At 52.5% G+C, this 20391-nt stretch carries 16 protein-coding genes; 9 read left to right on the forward strand and 7 right to left on the reverse strand.

The window, feature by feature from the left end:
• Positions 1 to 13: 13 nt before the first annotated feature.
• Both ACR8BN_RS07205 and ACR8BN_RS07210 read right to left on the reverse strand, forming a co-directional pair.
• Complete coding sequence (locus tag ACR8BN_RS07205; protein WP_039389437.1) at positions 14 to 727, reverse strand: RluA family pseudouridine synthase; 714 nt, start codon at positions 725 to 727, stop codon at positions 14 to 16.
• A 72-nt stretch (positions 728 to 799) separates the two neighbouring features.
• Positions 800 to 1015: a hypothetical protein gene (locus ACR8BN_RS07210; protein WP_147281621.1), complete on the reverse strand. Its 216-nt coding sequence runs from the start codon at positions 1013 to 1015 to the stop codon at positions 800 to 802.
• Between the two features lie 119 nt (positions 1016 to 1134).
• Here ACR8BN_RS07210 and ACR8BN_RS07215 point away from each other — a divergent pair, with 119 nt between their 5' ends.
• Positions 1135 to 1395: a hypothetical protein gene (locus ACR8BN_RS07215; protein ID WP_031591294.1), complete on the forward strand. Its 261-nt coding sequence runs from the start codon at positions 1135 to 1137 to the stop codon at positions 1393 to 1395.
• Positions 1396 to 1825: 430 nt separating this feature from the next.
• Here ACR8BN_RS07215 and ACR8BN_RS07220 read toward each other — a convergent pair whose 3' ends face one another.
• The gene (locus ACR8BN_RS07220) at positions 1826 to 3748 is read right to left on the reverse strand and encodes a methyl-accepting chemotaxis protein (RefSeq protein ID WP_307514852.1); all 1923 of its coding nucleotides are present in this window, start codon (positions 3746 to 3748) and stop codon (positions 1826 to 1828) included.
• Between the two features lie 713 nt (positions 3749 to 4461).
• Here ACR8BN_RS07220 and ACR8BN_RS07225 point away from each other — a divergent pair.
• From ACR8BN_RS07225 to ACR8BN_RS07240, 4 genes are read left to right on the forward strand one after another with little or no spacing between them, the layout of a single operon-like run.
• Positions 4462 to 5340, forward strand: coding sequence for an ABC transporter substrate-binding protein (locus tag ACR8BN_RS07225; protein WP_010247954.1), 879 nt, complete (start codon positions 4462 to 4464; stop codon positions 5338 to 5340).
• Complete coding sequence (locus ACR8BN_RS07230; RefSeq protein WP_434747465.1) at positions 5337 to 6260, forward strand: amino acid ABC transporter permease; 924 nt, start codon at positions 5337 to 5339, stop codon at positions 6258 to 6260. The genes ACR8BN_RS07225 and ACR8BN_RS07230 overlap by 4 nt, the downstream gene beginning before the upstream one ends.
• Positions 6253 to 7014, forward strand: a complete 762-nt coding sequence (locus ACR8BN_RS07235) for an amino acid ABC transporter ATP-binding protein (RefSeq protein ID WP_022624977.1) — start codon at positions 6253 to 6255, stop codon at positions 7012 to 7014. Before ACR8BN_RS07230 ends, ACR8BN_RS07235 begins: the two co-directional genes overlap by 8 nt.
• Positions 7015 to 7047: 33 nt before the next feature.
• Positions 7048 to 9333: a molybdopterin-dependent oxidoreductase gene (locus tag ACR8BN_RS07240; protein ID WP_434747466.1), complete on the forward strand. Its 2286-nt coding sequence runs from the start codon at positions 7048 to 7050 to the stop codon at positions 9331 to 9333.
• A gap of 5 nt (positions 9334 to 9338) precedes the next feature.
• Here the strand turns inward: ACR8BN_RS07240 and ACR8BN_RS07245 are convergent, their stop codons facing one another.
• On the reverse strand, positions 9339 to 10649 hold the full coding sequence (locus tag ACR8BN_RS07245) for an MmgE/PrpD family protein (protein WP_434747467.1): 1311 nt from the start codon (positions 10647 to 10649) through the stop codon (positions 9339 to 9341).
• Between the two features lie 79 nt (positions 10650 to 10728).
• Complete coding sequence (locus ACR8BN_RS07250) at positions 10729 to 11274, reverse strand: GNAT family N-acetyltransferase (RefSeq protein ID WP_434747468.1); 546 nt, start codon at positions 11272 to 11274, stop codon at positions 10729 to 10731.
• Between the two features lie 252 nt (positions 11275 to 11526).
• Between ACR8BN_RS07250 and ACR8BN_RS07255 the strand changes: the two genes are divergently transcribed.
• Positions 11527 to 12597, forward strand: coding sequence for an iron-containing alcohol dehydrogenase family protein (locus ACR8BN_RS07255; RefSeq protein WP_434747469.1), 1071 nt, complete (start codon positions 11527 to 11529; stop codon positions 12595 to 12597).
• 47 nt (positions 12598 to 12644) lie between these two features.
• A complete protein-coding gene (locus tag ACR8BN_RS07260; protein WP_346458865.1) occupies positions 12645 to 13946 on the forward strand; it encodes an LLM class flavin-dependent oxidoreductase in 1302 nt (433 codons plus the stop codon).
• A 176-nt stretch (positions 13947 to 14122) separates the two neighbouring features.
• Here the strand turns inward: ACR8BN_RS07260 and ACR8BN_RS07265 are convergent, their stop codons facing one another.
• A complete protein-coding gene (locus tag ACR8BN_RS07265; protein ID WP_434747470.1) occupies positions 14123 to 15898 on the reverse strand; it encodes an AIPR family protein in 1776 nt (591 codons plus the stop codon).
• Between the two features lie 348 nt (positions 15899 to 16246).
• On the opposite strand from ACR8BN_RS07265, the gene ACR8BN_RS07270 reads away from it, so the two are divergent.
• Positions 16247 to 16648 (forward strand): cell envelope integrity TolA C-terminal domain-containing protein, encoded by a 402-nt coding sequence (locus ACR8BN_RS07270; protein ID WP_010247930.1) that lies wholly within the window; start codon positions 16247 to 16249, stop codon positions 16646 to 16648.
• 76 nt (positions 16649 to 16724) lie between these two features.
• Here the strand turns inward: ACR8BN_RS07270 and fhuE are convergent, their stop codons facing one another.
• Positions 16725 to 18887 carry a ferric-rhodotorulic acid/ferric-coprogen receptor FhuE gene (gene fhuE / locus ACR8BN_RS07275; RefSeq protein WP_434747471.1) on the reverse strand — a complete coding sequence of 721 codons (2163 nt, stop codon included), beginning with the start codon at positions 18885 to 18887 and terminating at the stop codon, positions 16725 to 16727.
• Between the two features lie 395 nt (positions 18888 to 19282).
• Between fhuE and ACR8BN_RS07280 the strand changes: the two genes are divergently transcribed.
• Positions 19283 to 20371, forward strand: a complete 1089-nt coding sequence (locus tag ACR8BN_RS07280; protein WP_029519619.1) for a YncE family protein — start codon at positions 19283 to 19285, stop codon at positions 20369 to 20371.
• Positions 20372 to 20391: the final 20 nt, after the last annotated feature.

Below are 20391 nucleotides of genomic sequence, written 5' to 3' on the forward strand. Positions count from 1 at the left end.
CGCGCTGACGCATTCAGAATGGGCTGTCGGCAGAGAGTTGCAGCGTGCTGCCGCTGACAGGATGAATAAATGTCAGTCCGCTGGCGTGCAGCATCAGTCTCTCTGCCTGCTCCGCGCCAGGCAGCAAAAGCCCGCCGTAGAGATCACAGCCCAGAATCGGGTGCCCAAGCTGCTGACAGTGAATGCGCAGCTGATGGGTGCGCCCGGTTTCCGGCATCAGTTCAACCCGCGTGACCGGCAATCCCTTTCCCTTTTTTTCCTGATAATAACATTCCTGATAATAGCCGCGAGCCATGACCCGGTAGCGTGAGCGCGCGGGTTTTCCCTGGTCCGGGCAAATCACCATCCGGGGAAACTGCGCCGGATCTTTCGCTATCGCGGCATCAATGACGCCTTCGTCATCAGCAAGGTGCCCGCACAGTAGTGCCTGATAAGTTTTACGCACGCTGCGCTGGCTGAATTGCTGGCAGAGGGCCGCGTTAATCGTTTTGCTGCGTGCGACGACCATCAGCCCGGAGGTGCCAAAATCGAGCCGATGAACCAGCGTGCAGCCAGGAAAAAGTTTCACCAGCCGATGGTGCACTGAATCGAGGTTTTGCGGATTTTTACCTGACAGGCTCAGCAAGCCGCTGGGTTTATTGATCACCAGCAGATGTTCGTCCTGAAAGAGGAGGGTTATCTCATCAAAGCAGGGCGGGGCGATAAACGTATCGATAATGGCAGACATCGGGCAACCGGCAGGTAAGTGGCAACGGATCATAACCGATTGGCCGGTCACTGACGATGCCGCGCGTAGCCATTATTCTTCGCTGATCGTTTCCCCGCTTTGCGTGAAGAGTGACTGGCCAGCCTGCTGCGTTTTAAATTTGCCATGGGCAGCAAAAACGGAGCAGACCGTCGCAGCCAGCAGCGTGAGAAGAATGGAAAGTTTCATGGTGACATCCCATCGTGAATTTGAAAGCAAGTCTGACAGGAAGGGCGGCAGAGACAAACAGAACAATCCGGAAAAAAACATTTAGTATTTTCTATTAGCAAGTTGCACGGTTTTTAGTGATAAATTCGGGCAGTTCTCTCTTTTACGACTACAGTCTCTGGTGAGGTTGTCATCAATTCGTATCTAATGGAGGATTTTCTGTGTTATTTCAAAACGACGAGAAAGGCCACGTCATTATTGGCGAAGCGGCACTAAGCCTTGCCCTGGGTGAAAAAGAAATCAGTATCGCAACACTCTTTACCCAACTGGGTTATATGGCGAAATCTGAAAGCAACGCGGATCGGCTGACGAAAATCGCCGAAGCCAGAAGCTGGCTGAGTAGTTTTAAGTCACCGGCGATTGCTCAACAGCAGGTGCCGTACCTGCAGACGCTTACAAGCCTGAACGAAGAGCTGAACTAGCAGTAACGGAACTGACGCCAGTGGACGTAGCCCGGCTCCGGCCGGAAAACGACGAAGCGGATGACCTCATCGGTTGCGCGAAAGCGTATACCGGCCGGAGAAGCTGTCAGGGACGACAACTCTCTCCATCGCGTTCTGTACAGACCGATCGCGATTATTTTCTCTCCTCATTTCAAAACCAGTCGAAATATAAAGCAGGCTAATCAGGCGCGAGCCAGCGCGTTTCAGCTCTCATGGCCGATAATATTATCTTCCCTCAGTTTACGGATGCCCGCCTGATCATGTCATTCTCGCGTTAACCATTGCGGCTTTATATCTTCTGGTTAATCAGATCAGTTATTTGTCTGAAGATGACGTTTATTTCAGCCAGCCTCAATCAATTAAGGCTGGCTCTGTTCACGTTCAGACAGAATTAACGTTTCGCTAACCGTTAAAAGCTTTCCCAGCTTGAGTCTGCGGATGCATTAACGGGCGCCGCGGGTACTAAACGCGGTGAAAGCGCAGGTGCGCCCCGGCTGACGCTGTTTTGTCCGGGAGAGAGACGGAATACGGCCACTGTTTTTTCCAGTTCGTCTGCCTGAGATTCCAGTGAGCTGGCTGCGGCGGAGGACTCTTCAACCAGTGCGGCGTTCTGTTGCGTCGTGGTATCCATCTCGGCCATTGCCGTGGCGATTTGCGAAATGCCGCGGTTTTGCTCGTCAGATGCGGCAGCAATTTCACCCATAATGTCTTTAACCTGACTGACAGAGCGGACGATGTCATCCATAGTGGTACCAGCGCGTTCCACAAACTCAGAACCATCATGAACCCGATCAAGTGACTCACGTATCAATGTTTCAATCTCTTTGGCGGCCAGTGAACTGCGCTGGGCCAGATTTCTGACTTCACCGGCAACCACCGCAAATCCGCGACCCTGCTCTCCGGCTCGTGCCGCTTCGACTGCGGCGTTAAGGGCCAGAATATTGGTCTGGAAGGAGATGCTGTTGATGACGTGAATGATCTCGCCGATTTTGCCCGAACTCTGGCTGATGTTGTTCATGGTTTCGATAACGTCACGGATAATCTCGCCACCGCGTCCGGCATTAACCGACGCGTCTGTCGCCAGCTGACTCGCATGGTGAGCGTTTTCCGCATTCTGTTTCACCGTTGAAGAGAGCTCTTCCATGCTGGCCGCGGTCTGAACCACTGCGGCAGACTGCTGTTCTGTGCGGGATGAAAGATCGGTATTACCTGCCGCGATTTCCGCCGAGGCACGCGCCACGCTGCTGACGCCATCACGCACGTTGGTGATGATGTTCTGAAGACTGATGTTCATTGCATCTACCGCCTGCATCAGCTGGCCTAACTCATCACCACGTGTGGTTTTCAGTGAGGTTGTTAAATCACCCGCGGCAATACGTTGCGCAGCGTTCAGAGTCTCTTTCAATGGCAGCGTAATGTTGCGGGTGATCCGCCAGGCAATCAGCAGACTCAGAACCACACAAATCAGCGCGGCAAAAGCAATGCGCCACTCCGCCTGTTTGATAAATTCAGAGGAGAGCTGGGACTGATAGGCAAAGGTATCAGAGACCGCCGCATTGAGCCGCTCTGCGGTGGTGGTCAGGCCCGCCGATTCGCTCTTTTCTTTCTCTGTCGCATCGACATAGCGCGTCAAAGCCTGGCGTTGCTGCGCCAGAGTGCTGAGCACATTTCGCGTTACCTCATTAATATTCGGCTGGGCGAAAATATCCAGTTGCTCGCTCAGGGTGTTGATAGCGGTGTATTCTTCAAGAACCCCATCTCTGCTAGCCTCAGACGGCTTATCGAGAAACGCTTTTTCAACATTGGCCGCATCAAACAGCGCTGCGGCCAGGTGCATGACCGGCAGCGCCGCATCGGGTGTCAGAGCCATATCGAGTGATTCAAACTGATGAGCAAGCGCAATCAGGGCACCCGGTTTAATGGCATCAAAGGCGTCGCTTGTCGCCTGCGCAGCAGTCACGAATGTCTGCCGCTGATTCTGATAATCGTTAAGTAACTGCCCCATCAGCGCGACTTTCTGCTGGCCCATCTCATCCCATTTAAATCCATCCAGGCGTTTATAAAGTGCATCTAACTCCTTCAGGGCCTGAACGTTCTGCGTGGCAAATTTGGGATCTTTGGTGTACTGGTAGAGGGTGCGGTTAAGGCGGGCCTTGCTTAACGTGTTTACCATCTCCACGGTAATCGTGCGCCGGGCGGAGTTGTCTTTAATACTGCGAAAACAATCGAAAGCGATAAAAGTAATGGCGAGGGAGGCAGCAATGACGACGATAAAACCGACGCCCAGTTTTTTCCCAATTTTAATATCGGAGATGCGTTGAGCAAGGCCCATAAGGTTCACCTTTAGTGAGATATCAGAAGCAGAAAAGAGGCTGTGAAATAATTCAAAGATGATCTTCTTATCGTCAGCGCCAGACGAAGCTTTAATATTATTTATAGTTGCTCAATGATCTGATTAATGAGGCTTTCATTATTTTCAAGGGAAACTATCTGCCTGCTAATCTTTAATTTACTTCGAGTAATGTATTGATAATTATAATTAAAATTATGGTTCCCGTGCCGACTGCAGCCTTTACATTACCTGAATAAATAGTTATTGATTTTGATCAAATAAGTCCCGTAAAAAAGCGTCAGTCAGGCGCAGAGGGATGATTTTCCAATAAATACTTATCAATGAAATTATATTTTCATTAATCATCAGAGCCTGGCTGTGCCAATTAATTAACCGCAGTATGACGTTTTCTCGCCTCGCCAATCCTTCCTGATCTGCTCCTCTCTTCGGTCACAGGATGCCAGCACCTGTGCAACAGGCTGGCAACGCGCGCCATTGCCATATTCCAGCAAAATATTCCCGGTTTTAGCATTTGTGATCGCCGCCGGTCTTCACTGAGAATGACAACAGAACGTTACGAGAATGATAAAAGCTCTGGAGCCCGCCGCTTATCTGGCTTTCTTTCAGCGCTGACAACAGGTCACGATCGCTTTTCCCTCTGGGGGAACATTTTAAATATCAGGAGAAAGGTTCCGGTGAAATTGATAAAAAGAATGACCCTTTTCACACTCGTGCTCAACGCATCCGTCAGCTTTGCGGCAGAACCCTCAGTGCCTGCTGACAGCAGCATACATGTCAAAGCCGATCCGGCGCTGAAAACGCTGATTCCTGCGGATATCCTCAAGCGTGGCTACATTGTGGCAGGAACAAACCCGAATACGCCGCCAACTACCTTTTATAAAGAAGATAATAAGACGCTGGCTGGTCGCGAAATCGACATCATGAATGCGGTGGGTGAACGTCTGGGTATCGCGGTAGAGTGGCGCGACACGGGCGGCTTCGACAACATCATTCCCGGTCTGAAAACCGGACGTTACGATGTGGCGCTGTCGAACATAAATGCCACACCGACCCGCCTGAAACAGATCGACTTTGTCGGCTACTACAACGCCAGCCTGCTGGGAATTATTTCCCGAAAAGACGCCAGTATCGCCCCGTTTAAATCACTCAGTGACGTCTGCGGCAAAGAGGTCGGCGCCGGTTCCGGTACCACCCAGGTTACGCGGCTGGAAGAAGCCAGTAAAGCCTGTGAGGCCGCAGGTAAGCAGCCCATCAAGGTAGCGATATTCCCGGATCGTCCGGCTGGCGTGCAGGCGGTGGTCAGCGGTCGCGTACCGCTGTTCCTGGGTCCCTATGAGGGGCTGCTGTGGCAGGTTAAGGTAATCAAACCGCTGACCATGAGCGGCGAAATCACCGTTAACGATGCACCGGTCTCTGTCGCTTTCCCGAAAGCCTCTCCGCTTGAACCTGCCGTGCAGGCCGCGCTCAACTCCTTAATCAAAGATGGCAGCTACCGGAAAATCCTCGATAACTGGGGAATCGGATTTGGTGCTGTGACCGAAGCCCGACGCAACGAAGAGATTTTTAAATGAGTGAGATTCAGAACCACACTGACGATCTGAAAATCGTCAGTAAATGCTACTACGGACGCTGGCTGAGTGCGCTGGTGGTGCTGTTGTGCGTGGTGGCGATGGCACATTCGATGATTAACAATCCGCGCTTTGAGTGGGGGATCATCGCAGACAACTTCACTGCGCCCTCCATTCTGCAGGGGGTGTTAATGACGCTGCAGCTCACCGCCATTTCAGTGGTGCTGGGCTTTGCCTTCGGCACGGTGCTGGCGCTGATGCGTCTCTCATCAAACCCGGTTCTGGTTGCGGTGAGCTGGGCCTACACCTGGTTTTTCCGTGGTGTGCCGATGCTGGTGCAGCTGTTTCTCTGGTACAACATCGCGGCGCTCTATCCCACAATAGCGCTGTCGATTCCCGGTTTAGGTGAGATCTGGAGTGCACAGTCCAACGCGCTGGTCAGCCCGTTTAGTGCGGCAGTGATCGCGCTGGTCATGCATCAGTCCGCCTATGCCGCAGAAATTGTGCGCGCGGGTATCCAGAGCGTGGGTAATGGGCAGATTGAAGCGGCACGCGCGCTTGGATATCGCCCGGCTCAGATTTTCCGTCATACCGTTTTACCGCAGGCGATGCGCGCCATTATGCCGCCAGCGGGTAACGAGATCATTGGCCAGTTGAAAACCACGGCAGTGGTGTCAGTGATTTCTCTGCAGGATGTGCTGTTTTCGGCGCAGATTATCTATCAGCGCACCTATGAAGTGATCCCGCTGCTGCTGGTCGCCACCTTGTGGTATCTGCTGATGACCTCAGTGCTGTCGGTGGGCCAGTATTACGTGGAGCGTTATTTTGGCCGCGGTGTCACGCGACGTGAAAAGCGCAGCCTCTGGCCGTCGTTGCCGCGCTTTTCGCTGCCGAAAACCCAAAGGAGTGTGAGCAATGGCTGAAGCAATTGCACTGCGCAAGGTCACTAAGCGCTTCTCTGGCGTAACCATCCTCGACGACGTTAACCTGGATATACCTGCCGGGTCGGTCACGGTGATTCTGGGGCCATCCGGCTCCGGTAAATCCACGCTGCTGCGCTGCATTAATCACCTTGAGAAGCTGGATGGTGGCACCATCCGTATCGGCGGCCAGATGGTGGGATACCGACAAAAAGGCCAGGCGCTGCACGAACTCAACAGCAGTGCCATTGCACGCCAGCGGGCGGAAATCGGCATGGTGTTTCAGCAATTTAACCTGTTCCCGCACCGTACCGTGCTGCAGAACATCACGGATGCGCCGATGCGGGTGAAAAAGCAGAGCCGCCATCAGGCGACCAGCAAAGCACTGGCGCTGCTGAAACAGGTGGGGCTGTCTGGTCGCGAAGATGAGTGGCCGCAAAACCTTTCCGGTGGTCAGCAGCAGCGCGTTGCGATTGCCCGCGCACTGGCGATGGATCCTGGCGTTATGCTGTTTGATGAACCGACCTCGGCGCTTGACCCTGAACTGGTGGGTGAAGTGCTGCAGGTCATTAAACAGCTGGCGCATTCCGGTATCACCATGGTGGTTGTCACCCATGAAATCGGATTTGCCCGCGAGGTCGCCGATAACATCGTCTTTATGGAGAGCGGCAAAATTGTGGCGGCTGGCCCGACGCAGCAGGTACTCGACGATCCGGACAACGGACGCGTCAGAAACTTTATCGCAACGGTGCTCTGAGCACCGTTTCTTTTGTGATAGCCAGGAAGCAGGATGACGCAGAAACCGGTAATGCACAGCGCCCACTGGGGCGCTTTTCACGCTCAGCGCAGCGGCGATCAACTGCTGATTGAGCCGTTCGGGGGCGATCCCGACCCCAGTCCGCTGTTGCAAAACTTCCGTCATGCACTTAATCACCCGGCACGCGTCGCACGGCCGATGATAAGGCGTGGCTGGCTGGAAAACGGGCCTGGCCCGGATCGGCGTCGTGGGGCAGATGAATATGTCGCGGTTAGCTGGGAGGAAGCCAGTCATCGGGTTGCACAGGAGCTTAAGCGGGTCGGTGAGGCTTACGGCCCGGCGGGGATTTTTGGCGGATCTTACGGCTGGTCAAGCGCAGGCCGTTTCCATCACGCCCAAAGTCAGGTGCACCGTTTCCTGAACACCACGCTGGGCGGTTATGTTCGCTCAGTTAACAGCTACAGCTCCGGCGCGGCATCGGTATTGCTGCCGCATATTGTGGGCGACATGAATGAAGTCGCCCGGCGTGGCGTGAGCTGGGAAGAGATTGCCGGTCACAGCGAGGTGGTGCTGGCGTTTGGCGGGCTGGCGCTGAAAAATGCCCAGGTGGCCAGCGGCGGCCTGAGTGAGCATACCGAGCGCGGTTTTATGCAGCGTGCGGCACAGCGCGGCACCCGTTTTATCTCGGTAAGCCCACTGAAAAGCGATTTGCCAGAGGAAGCACAGGGTGAGTGGCTGGCGCTGCGACCCGGAACGGATGCGGCGTTTATACTCGGCCTGCTGGCGGTATTAATCACCGAAGGGTTAACCGATGAGGCATTTCTGGCGCGCTACTGTGTCGGCTGGCCTCAGATGGTGGCCTACATCCGGGGTGAAGAGGATGGCGTGGTGCGTGATGCGCCGTGGGCGGCCGCGATCTGTGGCGTCAGCAGCGACCTGATCAGGCAGTTCGCCCGACAGCTGCACGGCAAGCGCGTACTGGTGACGGTCGCCCATGCCTTACAACGCGCCGAGCATGGCGAACAACCGGTGTGGCTTGGCCTGGTGCTGGCGGCGGCACTCGGACAGCCCGGGCTGCCCGGCGGCGGCTATACCTATGCCCTGGGTGCGCTGGGCCATTATGGCAAACATCACAATCTGGTCAGTTTTCCGCCCCTGCCGCAGGGTAAAAATGGCATCGACCGCTTTATTCCGGTAGCCCGTATTGCCGATATGCTGCTTAATCCTGGCACCAGGTTTGACTACAATGGCCGTCAGCTTACTTATCCTCATATCCGGCTGGCTTACTGGGCGGGTGGCAATCCGTTTCACCACCATCAGGATCTGGCCCGGCTGCGTCAGGCGTTTTGCCAGCTGGATACGTTCATCGTGCATGAGAGCGTCTGGACCGCCAGTGCGCGTCATGCTGATATCGTCCTGCCCGCCACCATGACCCTGGAGCGAGAGGATATCGGCGGTGCGCCGACCGATCGCCATTTAATCGCCATGCAGCCAGTGGCACAGCCTTACGCCGAAGCCAGGGACGATTACACGATTTTCCGTGAGCTGGCCCGGCAACTTGGCAGGGAAGAAGCGTTTAGCGAAGGGCGCGATGCGCGTGGCTGGTTGCAGCATCTTTACCATCAGCTACAGGAAAAACTGGCGGCGCATCAGGTGCAGACACCGGATTTCAATCAGTTCTGGCAGCAGGGCATCCTGGCGTTGCCGCAGGTGAAGGATGGTGGACGGATGATCAATGCGTTTCGCGCTGACCCTGACGCCGCTCCGCTGCCCACAGCAGGCGGCAAAATTGAGATCTTCTCCGCCACTATCGCCAGCTTTGGTTATGACAACTGTCCCGGCCATCCGGTATGGCGTGAACCGCAGCAAAAACCCAGCGCCGACTACCCATTCTGGCTGATTGCTAATCAGCCCGCGACGCGCCTGCACAGTCAGCTCGATTTTGGTGATTTCAGTCAGAGTGGCAAGCGTGGCGGGCGTGAAGTCTGCAGCCTCAACAGCGAAGATGCCGCAGCCCGGGCTATCGCGGATGGCGACATCATTGAGCTTTATAACGATCGGGGCCATGTGCTCGCCAGCGCACGTCTCACCGACACCATTATGCCTGGCGTGGTACAGCTGCCAACCGGTGCCTGGTACGATCCGGTCGACGCCACTGCCGCCCGTCCGCTTTGTCGTCACGGTAATCCCAATGTGCTGACGCTGGATATCGGGACGTCATCTCTGGCGCAGGGATGTAGCGGGCAGATTACGGTGGTACAGGTGCGTAAATTTGCCGGGGAAGTCACACCGGTGCAGGCCTTTATTCCCCCGTTATGAGTCGGTTACAGGGCGCTCAGCACTGCGCGCCCCAGTGCCTGCAAATCTGCCGTTGAACGCAGCTCACTGGCTGCCAGCAGATCGGGCGATGCCTCCTTCAGCGCCAGCTGCAGTTTCCTGTTTATATCCACACTCTCTGCCAGTGACTGCTGGCGCGTGCGGCGCTGATGCAGCTTTGTGCCATCACTCAGCGTCAGCGTGACGTCATGGAAGCGCAGGGCGGGATTGATCGCATCGGGCGGCGCGCGCTCATCGGGAGTACGACGGATGCGGGCAGCCAGCGGCATAATCTGATGATTGAGATCGCCTTCGGCGAAATCCTGTAAACGCAGATCGCCGTAGATCAGCATCGCAGCAATCACATATTCCAGGCTGAAACGCGCTTCAATGCCGTGCGTCGGAACTGATATGGAAGCGGCGATGTCACCGCCTGGCGGGAAGGCGACGGTGATATCGACAATCTGGCTCAGCAGCGCATCAAGAGGTTTGCCGGCTGCCAGCCACTGCTGGCGCAGCATTTGTGCCGCTTCCGCTGCGCTGTGGGTGCCTGCGCAGGTTGGGAAAGGTTTGAACTCCAGTCCGGGCGCGCTAATCCGCCAGGGGCTGCCCCAGTTCTCCAGCAATTTCTCCGGCTGCGCCTGACCAGAACTGCTGGCTGCCAGAAAAGCCTCAATCACACCCGCCTGACGGCCATCTATTCCGGCCAGTGTCAGCAGAGCCGCTGACACCGCACGTTCTGCGGCAAAACCAGCGTGCAGTGGTTTCACCGCCGAACCAAACTGCGCGCGTAGCCCGCTGGCCTGGGTGGCAGCGATCCCCAGCAGAGTCGCGGTTGCATCACTCTCCAGCGCCAGCAAACGCGCCAGTGCCGCCGACGCTGCCAGGGTGCCCAGCGTTGCCGTGTTGTGATAGCCCAGCGCGTAATGTTGCTGGCTGATAGCCAGACCCAGGCGACCTGCCATTTCCACGCCCGTGACGTAAGCATCCAGAAAACGGTTCAGCCGCTTTGGCTGATATTGCTGCCAGGCGAGCAGGGCGGGCAGGATCACTACACTGGGATGACCGCGAAAATCGGCATGAAAATCATCGTAGTCCAGCGCATGTCCGGCATAGCCCAGCAGCAGCGCCTGCGAGCGCACGCTGCCGTCGCGGTAGATTGTGCGCAGTGCCGGTAAGCCACTATCCGGCACCTCGCCCTGTAACACCGGCCAGCTCACCGCCAGGAAGTCCCGCACACCTTCACGCGCGTGCTGGTGCGCTGACTCATCCGGCTGACTATAAAGGATATGTTCAGCCAGCATTACGCTCAGGTTCATTGCGGTAGCTCCGGAAAACGGTGCGGTTCGTGGCGAAACGCGATCGGCTGTTCGCCCAGTGATGCGGGATTATCGCTGCTCATAGCGGGTTTCCTTCTGCTGCTGTCTGGCGGCTCAGCCAGGCATCATGTGCCGCCGGGTCCAGTACTTTTTTCATATAGAGGGTGATGTGACCTTTACCGAGATCGCGGGTATGCATCGTCTGGAAGCCACGCTTCAGATACATCTCTTTCAGCCAGGGGTGATGGGTGGCGGTGCCCAGCGAGACCGCAGGGGCATGCAACTGACCGATCAGGATCTCCTGCTCTAACCGATCCTGAACCTGGCGACCAAAATGGTGGCCGGGATAGTCGGGATGCGCGCCAAACCAGCCGATATGCGGCAGCCCAAACGGGCCGGGCAGCGGCCCCCAGGGATAGCGAACGGTCACTGATGAGACCATCTGGTTACGCATGTAGAGCGCATACACGCCATGATTCTGCAGATGGAGTAATGCTGTAGCGCGGTCAGCCGTAGCGGCATCAAATTTAATGCCCAGTGCTTTAATTGGTGCATAGGCGGCATGCATCAGCGCCAGATAAACATCTACCTCATCTTCTCTGACCTGACGAAAATCGAGTTGCATAATATTTCCCGGAAAACTGCCAAACGGGCAGTTAATTCATTCAGCCAGAAAGAGAGATTAACAGTAAAAGCCGGGTCGCTATGTGTGAAAAATAACTAACCTAATGCGGATTTGTGAATATGAAATGGCCGGTTTTTGATTGCTTAAATTGTTATTTGTCGTAGTATTCAGAAAAGAAATTAAATTCCATGAAACGCTCTTAACTTACTGTAATAAAAGTCTTTTTCTATTTAATATAATCAGGATGCTGCTGTGTTAGCCATTACATCTCCGCGAGCCTATGCGCATGAGGCGGGCCTGCGCATCCGCGCCGGTCAGTTTATTAAACCTTATGCCACCCATATTCGTATTTTTACCTCTCCTCAGGCGTGGCAGGCGGTTAATCCGGAATTAAGCCAGAGTCTTGAAGATAATGGCATCCGCTGGCAGCTCGACTATTTAGAGGGCGAATGTACCGAACAGGCCATCGCCAGCTTAAAACACCATACCGAGCAGCAGGGCGCAGAACTGCTGCTGGCTATTGGGGGTGGACGCGTGCTGGATGCGGCTAAAGCCGCTGCCAGCCAGTTGCCGGCGGTCACGCTGGTTAACTTTGCGACCCAGGCAGCAACCTGCGCAGCCTGGTCACCGATTGCCATCATCTATAACGAGGAAGGCGGCCATCTGCGCAGCCAGCCGCTGGGAAAAATGCCGGAGCTGGTGCTGGTGGACAGTGAAGTGATCGCCCGGAGCGACGTGCGCTACCTGAAAGCGGGTATTGTGGATGCGCTGGCCAAATATTATGAATTCCGGCCTTACCAGCAGCACAACCCTGATGATCTGGCTTTGGATCTTAAGGTGATGACTGCGCGGCAGGCGCTGGGCACTTTCCGGCAGCAGGGAGACGCCGCGATCCTGGCCTGCCATCAGCAGCGGGTCACGCCTGAACTGGTCAGGGTCATTGATGCCACTATCGTGCTCGCCGGGCTGGCGAACAGTGTGCGCAACCTGCTGCCGACGCCGGGCTTTGCGCACGCCATTCACAATCGACTGACACACCTGCCGGAGCTGCATCACTGGCTGCACGGTGAGAAAGTCGGCTTCAGCCTGCTGGTGCAGTCGCTGATGGAACATGACGGCGTCGCGGATGCGGAACTCCTTGCGCTGCTGCGACACTACGATATGCCGCTGAAGCTGCCGGTGTTACGCGGCGATCGCCATAGCGCGCTGCGCAACATCGCGCAGCAGATTAAATTCCCCCAGGCCTGCGCAGAACGGCTGCCGTTTAGCATCTCTGCCCGCGCGCTGGAGCAGGCGCTGCTGGCGACGGACACCCTTTTTTAAGCGCGCGCTGCGGCGCGCCTTTTCACCTTACAGACCAGGAATCGTTCATGAATCATTTCACTCCCTCACGTCGTCTGCGGCTCGGCCTGTTTGTTCAACCGGTGGGTCAGCACGTGAGCGGCTGGCGTCTGACGGAACAGCTGGGCGATCCCACTGACATCGACTGGCTGATCACACTGGCTAAAAAAGCTGAAGCGGGTAAGTTCGACCTGTTCTTTGTGGGTGATGCACTGGCAACCAGCATGTATCGTCTGCCGTCGACCATGGCACGCCTTGAACCGCTGACGATGCTGGCGGCGCTGGCGGTCAACACCAGACGTATTGGCCTGGCCGCAACCGCCTCTACCACCTTCAGCGATCCCTTTACACTGGCGCGCAGTTTCTCGTCACTGGATCACATCAGCCGTGGCCGGGCCGCGTGGAACGTCGTGACCTCGTTTTCCACTGACGTTGCACGTAACTTCAGCCGAAGCGACATGCCCGATCACGCTTCCCGCTATGCCCGTGCGCGGGAGTTCCTTGAGGTGGCAGACAAATTGTGGCGGGGCTGGGAAGCGGGGGCAGTGCAGCCTGACAAAGCGACCGGGGACTATTTTGTTGATGAGAAGATCAAGCCGATCAACCATCAGGGCGAGCATTTTCAGGTGCAAGGCCCCCTGAACATCACGCGTTCGCCGCAGGGACGTCCGGTGATTATCGAAGCAGGTTCTTCTGCTGATGGTCAGAAGCTGGCGGCTGAGACAGCGGAAGTGATCTTTACCGCCTCCGCCAGTCTGGAGGAAGCGCAAGCGTTCTATCGCACTCAAAAGGAGCAGGTCATTGCCGCCGGGCGTAACCCGGATCATGTCGTGATCATGCCCGGTGTCATGCCGATTATTGGCCGCACGCGTGAGGAGGCGAAGGCGCTGTGGAAAAAGCTGAATACGCTGGTGGATATCGAGAACGGGCTTCGTCAGCTCTCACTGCGGTTCAGTATGGATCTCAGCCAATATCCACTGGATGGCCCGGTACCGGAGGTTCCGCTGGGCGAAGGTAATCAGAGTCGCGTTAAGCTGATGACCGATATGGCAAAGCGCGAGAATCTGACGCTGCGTGAGCTGGCCGCCGTCGCCGCCGGTTCACGCGGACACCGCGTGATTGTCGGTACCGCTGAAGATATCGCCGACGACTTCCAGCAGTGGCTGGAGCAGGGTGGGGCGGACGGCTTTAACATCATGCCAGCCATTATGCCGGAACAGCTGGATCTGTTTGTGGAGCTGGTGATCCCGGAACTGCGTCGTCGCGGGCTGTTTCGCGATGAGTATGAGTTTGCTACGCTGCGGGAGAATCTGGGGCTTGAAGTGTTGTGAATAAAACTTATATAGTTTTAGAATGCTACTTAAAAGTCCAATGTAGACAGCATTGGTTTTTGTACTTGTTGCTGTAGTTATTTGGTTACTAAAATAATTCTAATTGCGTTTTTTAATTTTAAACATTTTGAATTTTATTATTCAAAAAGCAGCCTCTATTAAGAGGCTGCTTTTTATTAATAATATATATTAGAAACAAATTGTGGTAACAACTCTTTAAAGTCATCTCGATACATATCCATATCACTCTGAAAACGAGTGATAATATCTGTAATCTCTTTGCTTTTTGACAACCTTCCTGCTGTGGCTGGTTCTAATAGTGCGGCTCTTGTTAATACTCTTTTGATCACGGGTAACCACAACTCTCTAGCTCTTTCTCTATTAATTCCATTTTTAAAAGACAAAATATATTTGTTAGGTATTGCTGAGCCTATAACTATCTCTACTATACTAGAAATAGCATGTATTATTAGTAATGAAACTCCAGGTTGTGTTAATAGCTTATGTTTTATCGTATCTATTTCGGGAAGTTGATTATGTCTAAATTGTTCGTTGAATTCTGATTTAACAAGGCTTATAGCTTCATTTAATGAGTATACAAAAATAATATGACTCATAGTAATTGTATCGTCAAACGCCTTCTTATAAAGGCTTTCATCATCCCAGATGTCTTTTTTTCTATGATATGCACTTGTAGGATGTGCATGAAATGCTATCAATATTTGAGCAACAGTATCTGTTGGAAGCAAGATTCTCTTTTGAGCTGGTGTTAATACTTGACGAAGACCACCTGTATATAAAGACTCTTTATTTTTTTCAAAATCTCTTCTTAATCTTTTTTGTATTGGGTCACTTGAACGAAAGTCTGAACGAAGGACTTTATTTTGTGAATTGTTAGCAAGTGTTATTTCATTAATCAATTCTGGATTGTCGACTTTAATAAATCTAATGGCGATCTTAAGATTTTCACTAGGTTCTTTTTCGATATTAGATATACTTCCCGTAGTTTGAGCGCCATTGACAATCGAAATTCCTGTCACGCTTTTTAGCTGCCCCAGACTGTTTGAATCACCAATAAAATCCATTTCGAAGTCGTGGACTAATGCTGTAATTCCATTATTAAAAACAAAGAAATTTTGGGGGTGTGACTTGGCTGTGTTTTGTATTTCTTTATTGATGGATAAATCTTTTTTATTACTCCCTAGATATGATCTCACATTAGCACTAAATAACTTATCTTCACCATAACTGCTGTATAATTGTTTGATGAATTTGCCCGAAACAAATGTAGAAAATGAAGCCCAATGTGTATTTGAACTTTGATAAAATCCATAAATTTCTGTTAATGATATTTTATCCGATATTAGAATTGGGCTATGCTGAGAGTTATAGAGTTCATCGAGAGAGTTTAAACCCATTTGCTTAGAACTTACTCTTAAATTTTCAATCTGAAAAGTTGATTTAACTTTATCCATGATTGATCTTCCAATAGAGTGTAATGGTTTTTCACACTCAGAAGTTTCGGGGCAATTATGCACAAACCAAACGTTTATCTTTTCAATTTCTTTGTTTTTTAAAGCTTCTCTTGCATCTTTAACTTGATCTCGAATTCTTAAAGGAACATTTTCAATATTAGCTGAAAGTAATGCTGTTTCAGCGTAGGATGTTTCTTGAGCCTTTGATGGTTTAGCTCCTTGAGGTCGAAATATGGAGGATTGATATGACTGTATTAGATATATTTGTTTGCTTTCCCTGTCTGTCATTAATATATCAATGTTTTCATCATCACCGCCTTCGGTTATAATGTCTGGAGCAATTAAATCAATGCTATCAATATTATTGTGTAATTCAATAGCATATAAAGCACAATTTAAATTGCCATATTTTTCCAAGTCTTTCCTTTGTTGCAATGCTAACCAAAAAGAGCTATCAGTGAGCTGCGTATATGTCATAATAGTAAGCCTCTATAAAATATCTTCTTTTAAAATGGATGACCATTATCCAAATTTAACTATATTAAGATATAAAAAAATATGCAATGCAATTTATAAGTTTTTCTGTTGCTTTGTGTTGTTGCTTTTCTTGTATTAGTGATGTATGTAATGAAGGGATTTTGCTTTAGTGAAGAAGTTTATTCATTATAAGAAGCTGTATCCATCATTAAAGCTTGTGTAACCTCTCGGAGAAAAAACGGGAAAACAACCTTATTTTGATTCACTTTGTATGGGTTTAGCTTAGCCTGATATCAGAATAACCACGGAGCAGGACGCCGTTCCCTTTCCACCTAAAAGGACTTATCCATGAAAAAGATCATTCCCATTTTCTGCTGTGCCCTGTTAGCCGGTTGTGCACCTCTCACTCCACACGAATGCATTAAAAAAAGCGCACTCGAAACCTGCAGCTATAACCGTTCAGGAAAAGTCGGGGACAACGATATCTATGGTCAGCAGGCATCTGGCATTAAAAAAGCGCTGGATGCTGCACTATCAGAGCCGCACGCCTGGAAGGGGAAACGCTGTAATGCCCATCTGGATTTCAAAATTGATGGCACCCTGGATAATTTTATTATCAAAGGGGGCGATAAAGATTATTGCAACGCGCTCAAAGTGGCGGCAAAACGCGCCAGATTTCCGGCTTTCACCGACCAGCATGTTTTCGATGTGATGGGATCAGCGCGCTGGAATATGGAAGGACAGCCCTGACACGCATCCTGCCCGTTAAATCAGCCCACCAGACAGCCCGCAATCGCGGGCTGTCTGGCCTCTCAGCTCACCATTATCAGAACTGATAAGAAACGCTGACATTCAGGTTACGTGGCTCACCGTAAACGTAGCTGTTCATGTAGCTGTAATATTCACGGTCGAAGAGGTTATCGACGTTAGCCTGCACGGCAACCTGCTTATTCACCTGATAGCGGGCAAACAACGAGGCCAGTGGATAGCTGCCCTGATATACCCGTACGCTGTCGCCGCTGGCATTGGTCACATCTTTAAACACCCGGTTCTGCCAGTTAACTCCGCCACCAACGGTGAGCTCGGGGATCGCGGCTAACTGATAACGGGTGAAAAGTTTGAATGAGGTTTGCGGCTGATAGCTGTTGAACCGGCCACTTTTATCGCGTGCCACATAGCGGGTTGCGCCAAAGGTCAGCTGCAGATTATCGGTCAGCGCGCCATTCAGCTCGAACTCGGCACCTTTACTGACTGCACCTTTGGCGGCGTCATAGGCCTGCTCATTGCCGCTCAGATAAACACCATCAATTGCCTGTCCGACGTTATCCTGCTCGATGCGGAAAAGCGCCACGCTGGCGGTCAGCAGGCCATCGTTCCAGGCGGATTTCAGGCCGGTCTCGTAACTTTTACCGGTCACTGGTGAGAGGTAACTGCCGTGCGTATTGCGATAAGTCTGCGGCAGGAAAATGGCGGTGTAGCTGCCATAGGCGGACCAGGTGTCATTAATGTCATACACCAGCCCTGCATAAGGTGTGGTGTTATTTTTAGTCATCTCTCCGCTGCTGCCATGGGTGCTCCACTGGGTATAGCGAGCGCCAATAATCAGCGACAGCGGATCGGCCAGCGACAGGCGTGCAGCGCTATAGACCGATTTCTGACGAACAGTGTCATCATCGTTAAGATACCAGCCCTGCCATTCAGGCTCTGCAACGTTACCGGTCCAGCTATTATTGAAAATCCCCATATCGGCGGCAGTGATTTCACCCGCCTCCGCATCGCTGAATCCATCCTGACTATAGGCGGCATTATGCTGGCGGCTGTAGCTTGCTCCGGCCATCAACAGGTGCTGACGTCCCAGCAGTTCAAACGGGCCGCTGGCAAAGCCATCGATTGAATCCATTTTACGCTTGCCGCGATCCATACTGCCGTAACCGGTGGTGCCTTCACCGCTCTCCTGATCGGGATTGCCCATCACATAGAGCAGCTTATCGCTGAAGGTATTCTCTGCGTGCGTGCCGTTAATATGAATATTCCAGCCGTTATCGAAGTTATGGTCGATATCCGCAAAAACTTTGCGCGAGTTAGTGTTGTAACGCGCCCAGTTAGCTGACGAATTCAGGCTGCGGTCGTAATGTGTCGTGGCGTTGTTACTGTAAAACATCGGCAGGCCGCCCCAGGTTGGATTGCCGGTGTTGTCATCTTCATAGTCGTAGCCCAGTGACAGCGTCGTCTTGTCGGTAAGGTCCGCATCAATCACGCCGTAGATGAACTTTTTGGTTTTTTGATAGCGATCCAGCCAGCTCTCCTGATCGGTATAACCGGTCACCACGCGGCCGCGCAGGCTGCCATCGCTGTTAAGCGGGGCAGAGAGATCCGCCACGTAGCGCTGCTTGTTCCAGCTGCCATAACTGGCACTCAGCGTGCCGGTCGCGGTTTTGCTGTCAGCATGTTTACGTACCATATTAATCGAGGCCGAAGGGCTGCCCGCTCCGGTCATCAGACCGGTCGCACCGCGCACGATTTCAATACGGTCATAGATTGCCGTGTCTGACGCCGCATCGCCGTAATTCCAGGTATCGTTAACCGAGGTCGGAATGCCATCGAAAGTGAAGTTGCTGACTTTGAAGCCGCGTGAATAGTACTCGGAGCGTTCACTGTCGATAAGATTGGTGGAGATACCGGTGGCGTTGGTCAGCACATCATTAACCGATTGCAGATCCTGATCCTGCATTCGCTGCTGCGTCACCACGCTGAGTGACTGAGGCACATCTCGCGGTGTCAGCATTAATTTGGTGCCCGCGCGGGTGGTCTGCACCGCGTAATTCTGCTTACCGCTGTCACTGGTTTCGTCAGTTGTGGCGCTGACCACCATATCCTGCGATGTCTCCTCCGCCGCCAGGGCGGGGTGGAAGAGGGCATGTATCACCAGTGCCAGTAATGAGACGCTGAAGCTGTTTCTGAAACCTGATTCCCTGCCATTACGAGCCATAAAATTTTCCATTAAAAATTGGTATTGAATTAAACCGTTGTGTCTCTGGTTGTTATTTTTTATCTACCCATCTTCTGGAGAAAGACGCTCAGCCAGTTATGAGAACGCCAATGATAATCATTTGCTTTATATATTCTGCAAAGGATTCAATCGAAAGTGTAACTTTATGTTAATTATCTATAATTCAGTGTGATAGGCAGATATAAAGCCATTTAGTTGCTGGTGTTTACCTGATTTGAAAGCAGAAAAAGGGCGTTCAGGCGGTAAAAAACGGGACAGTTAAGCAGTTTAACGCGGGTAAAATGACCGGACAGGCATGGATAGCAGCGTCGTCATTTGATTAGTGGCTGTTAATGCGTATGATTCTCATTCTTTATTCCCTGACGGAGTTCAGCATGAAATCGTTAAGCCCGCGCAAAGCCGCTGTTGCCATGGCAGTTGCCGCTGCCTTTAGCCTGACAGCGTGTCAGGCACCAGCTAAAAAAGCCGATGCGCCTGCCGCTGAAGCCCCAAAACCGGTTAATACCGCAGTGACACAACGCGCTCTGGGTGATGGTCTGTACGAAATGGCTTACTCTCCTGCGTCAAAAGCGTTGTTTGTCGCCAGCGCGCAGGCGTTTAAGGATGTGAACGGCGGCATGATCTATCGTCTCGATCCGGCCACGCTGACGACCAAAGGCGAAACGCATACCGACATGAAAAACTTTGGTACCGCTATCGATGAAAACGGTCAGGTGTTCTACACCACCAACTCACTGGATGGCGCGATCTCCAAAGTGGATGCCCAGAGTGGCAAAGTGCTGCAGCGTCTGGTGTTCCCGGGCAAGATCAGTAAAGAGGGCTATCCGGCTGGTGCGCGTGAAGTCCTGTGGCACGGCAACGAGCTTTATGTCGGTCGCGTAGCCGAACCGGGCTATATCTCCGTCGTGGATACCCGAACCTTTAAGCTGAAAACCGAGATTAAAAACGCCGGGAAATGGGTCACCGGTATCATCTATTCCCCGCTGACTGAGCGCATTTATGCGGCCAATGGCTCGGGTGAAATTCTGGTGATCAATCCACGCAGCCATAAAATTGAGAAGCGCTGGACCGCAGGCGATGGCAAAGAGTATCTGTTCCTGAACATGGCGGAAGATCCTGCTACCGGTCGCCTGTTTGTTACTGACGACTCCAAAGGCAAAGCGACGCTGATCTTTGATGAGCGCACCGGCAAAGTGATCAAGCGCATCGAAGGCGATGCGATGGGCATCAAGTTCAACGCTAAACGCAATGAGCTTTACATCAGCCAGCGCGAATCGAAGAAAGTGCTGCAACTGGATGCCACCACCTACGCGGTGAAAAACAGCTGGTCGTTTGACAAGAATCCAAACAGCCTGTTGATTGGCCCGGACAACAACACGCTCTATGTCACGCTTAAGGCGGAATTTAACAAAGACTCCTCCACCAAAGGCACTGACGAGATTGCCCGTATCGCGCTGCCGTAATCACGCGCTAAAAGCGTCAC

The organism is Pantoea sp. Lu_F5_004 (genome assembly GCF_051136245.1).
GTDB lineage: Bacteria > Pseudomonadota > Gammaproteobacteria > Enterobacterales > Enterobacteriaceae > Pantoea > Pantoea agglomerans.

Bases quoted from the DNA above. Each gene is read 5' to 3' on its own strand.
- ACR8BN_RS07205 (WP_039389437.1), bottom strand. From the start codon at position 727: ATGTCTGCCATTATCGATACGTTTATCGCCCCGCCCTGCTTTGATGAG.
- ACR8BN_RS07210 (WP_147281621.1), bottom strand. From the start codon at position 1,015: ATGTTTTTTTCCGGATTGTTCTGTTTGTCTCTGCCGCCCTTCCTGTCA.
- ACR8BN_RS07220 (WP_307514852.1), bottom strand. From the start codon at position 3,748: ATGGGCCTTGCTCAACGCATCTCCGATATTAAAATTGGGAAAAAACTG.
- ACR8BN_RS07225 (WP_010247954.1), top strand. From the start codon at position 4,462: ATGACCCTTTTCACACTCGTGCTCAACGCATCCGTCAGCTTTGCGGCA.
- ACR8BN_RS07230 (WP_434747465.1), top strand. From the start codon at position 5,337: ATGAGTGAGATTCAGAACCACACTGACGATCTGAAAATCGTCAGTAAA.
- ACR8BN_RS07235 (WP_022624977.1), top strand. From the start codon at position 6,253: ATGGCTGAAGCAATTGCACTGCGCAAGGTCACTAAGCGCTTCTCTGGC.
- ACR8BN_RS07240 (WP_434747466.1), top strand. From the start codon at position 7,048: ATGACGCAGAAACCGGTAATGCACAGCGCCCACTGGGGCGCTTTTCAC.
- ACR8BN_RS07245 (WP_434747467.1), bottom strand. From the start codon at position 10,649: ATGAACCTGAGCGTAATGCTGGCTGAACATATCCTTTATAGTCAGCCG.
- ACR8BN_RS07250 (WP_434747468.1), bottom strand. From the start codon at position 11,274: ATGCAACTCGATTTTCGTCAGGTCAGAGAAGATGAGGTAGATGTTTAT.
- ACR8BN_RS07260 (WP_346458865.1), top strand. From the start codon at position 12,645: ATGAATCATTTCACTCCCTCACGTCGTCTGCGGCTCGGCCTGTTTGTT.
- ACR8BN_RS07265 (WP_434747470.1), bottom strand. From the start codon at position 15,898: ATGACATATACGCAGCTCACTGATAGCTCTTTTTGGTTAGCATTGCAA.
- ACR8BN_RS07270 (WP_010247930.1), top strand. From the start codon at position 16,247: ATGAAAAAGATCATTCCCATTTTCTGCTGTGCCCTGTTAGCCGGTTGT.
- fhuE (WP_434747471.1), bottom strand. From the start codon at position 18,887: ATGGCTCGTAATGGCAGGGAATCAGGTTTCAGAAACAGCTTCAGCGTC.
- ACR8BN_RS07280 (WP_029519619.1), top strand. From the start codon at position 19,283: ATGAAATCGTTAAGCCCGCGCAAAGCCGCTGTTGCCATGGCAGTTGCC.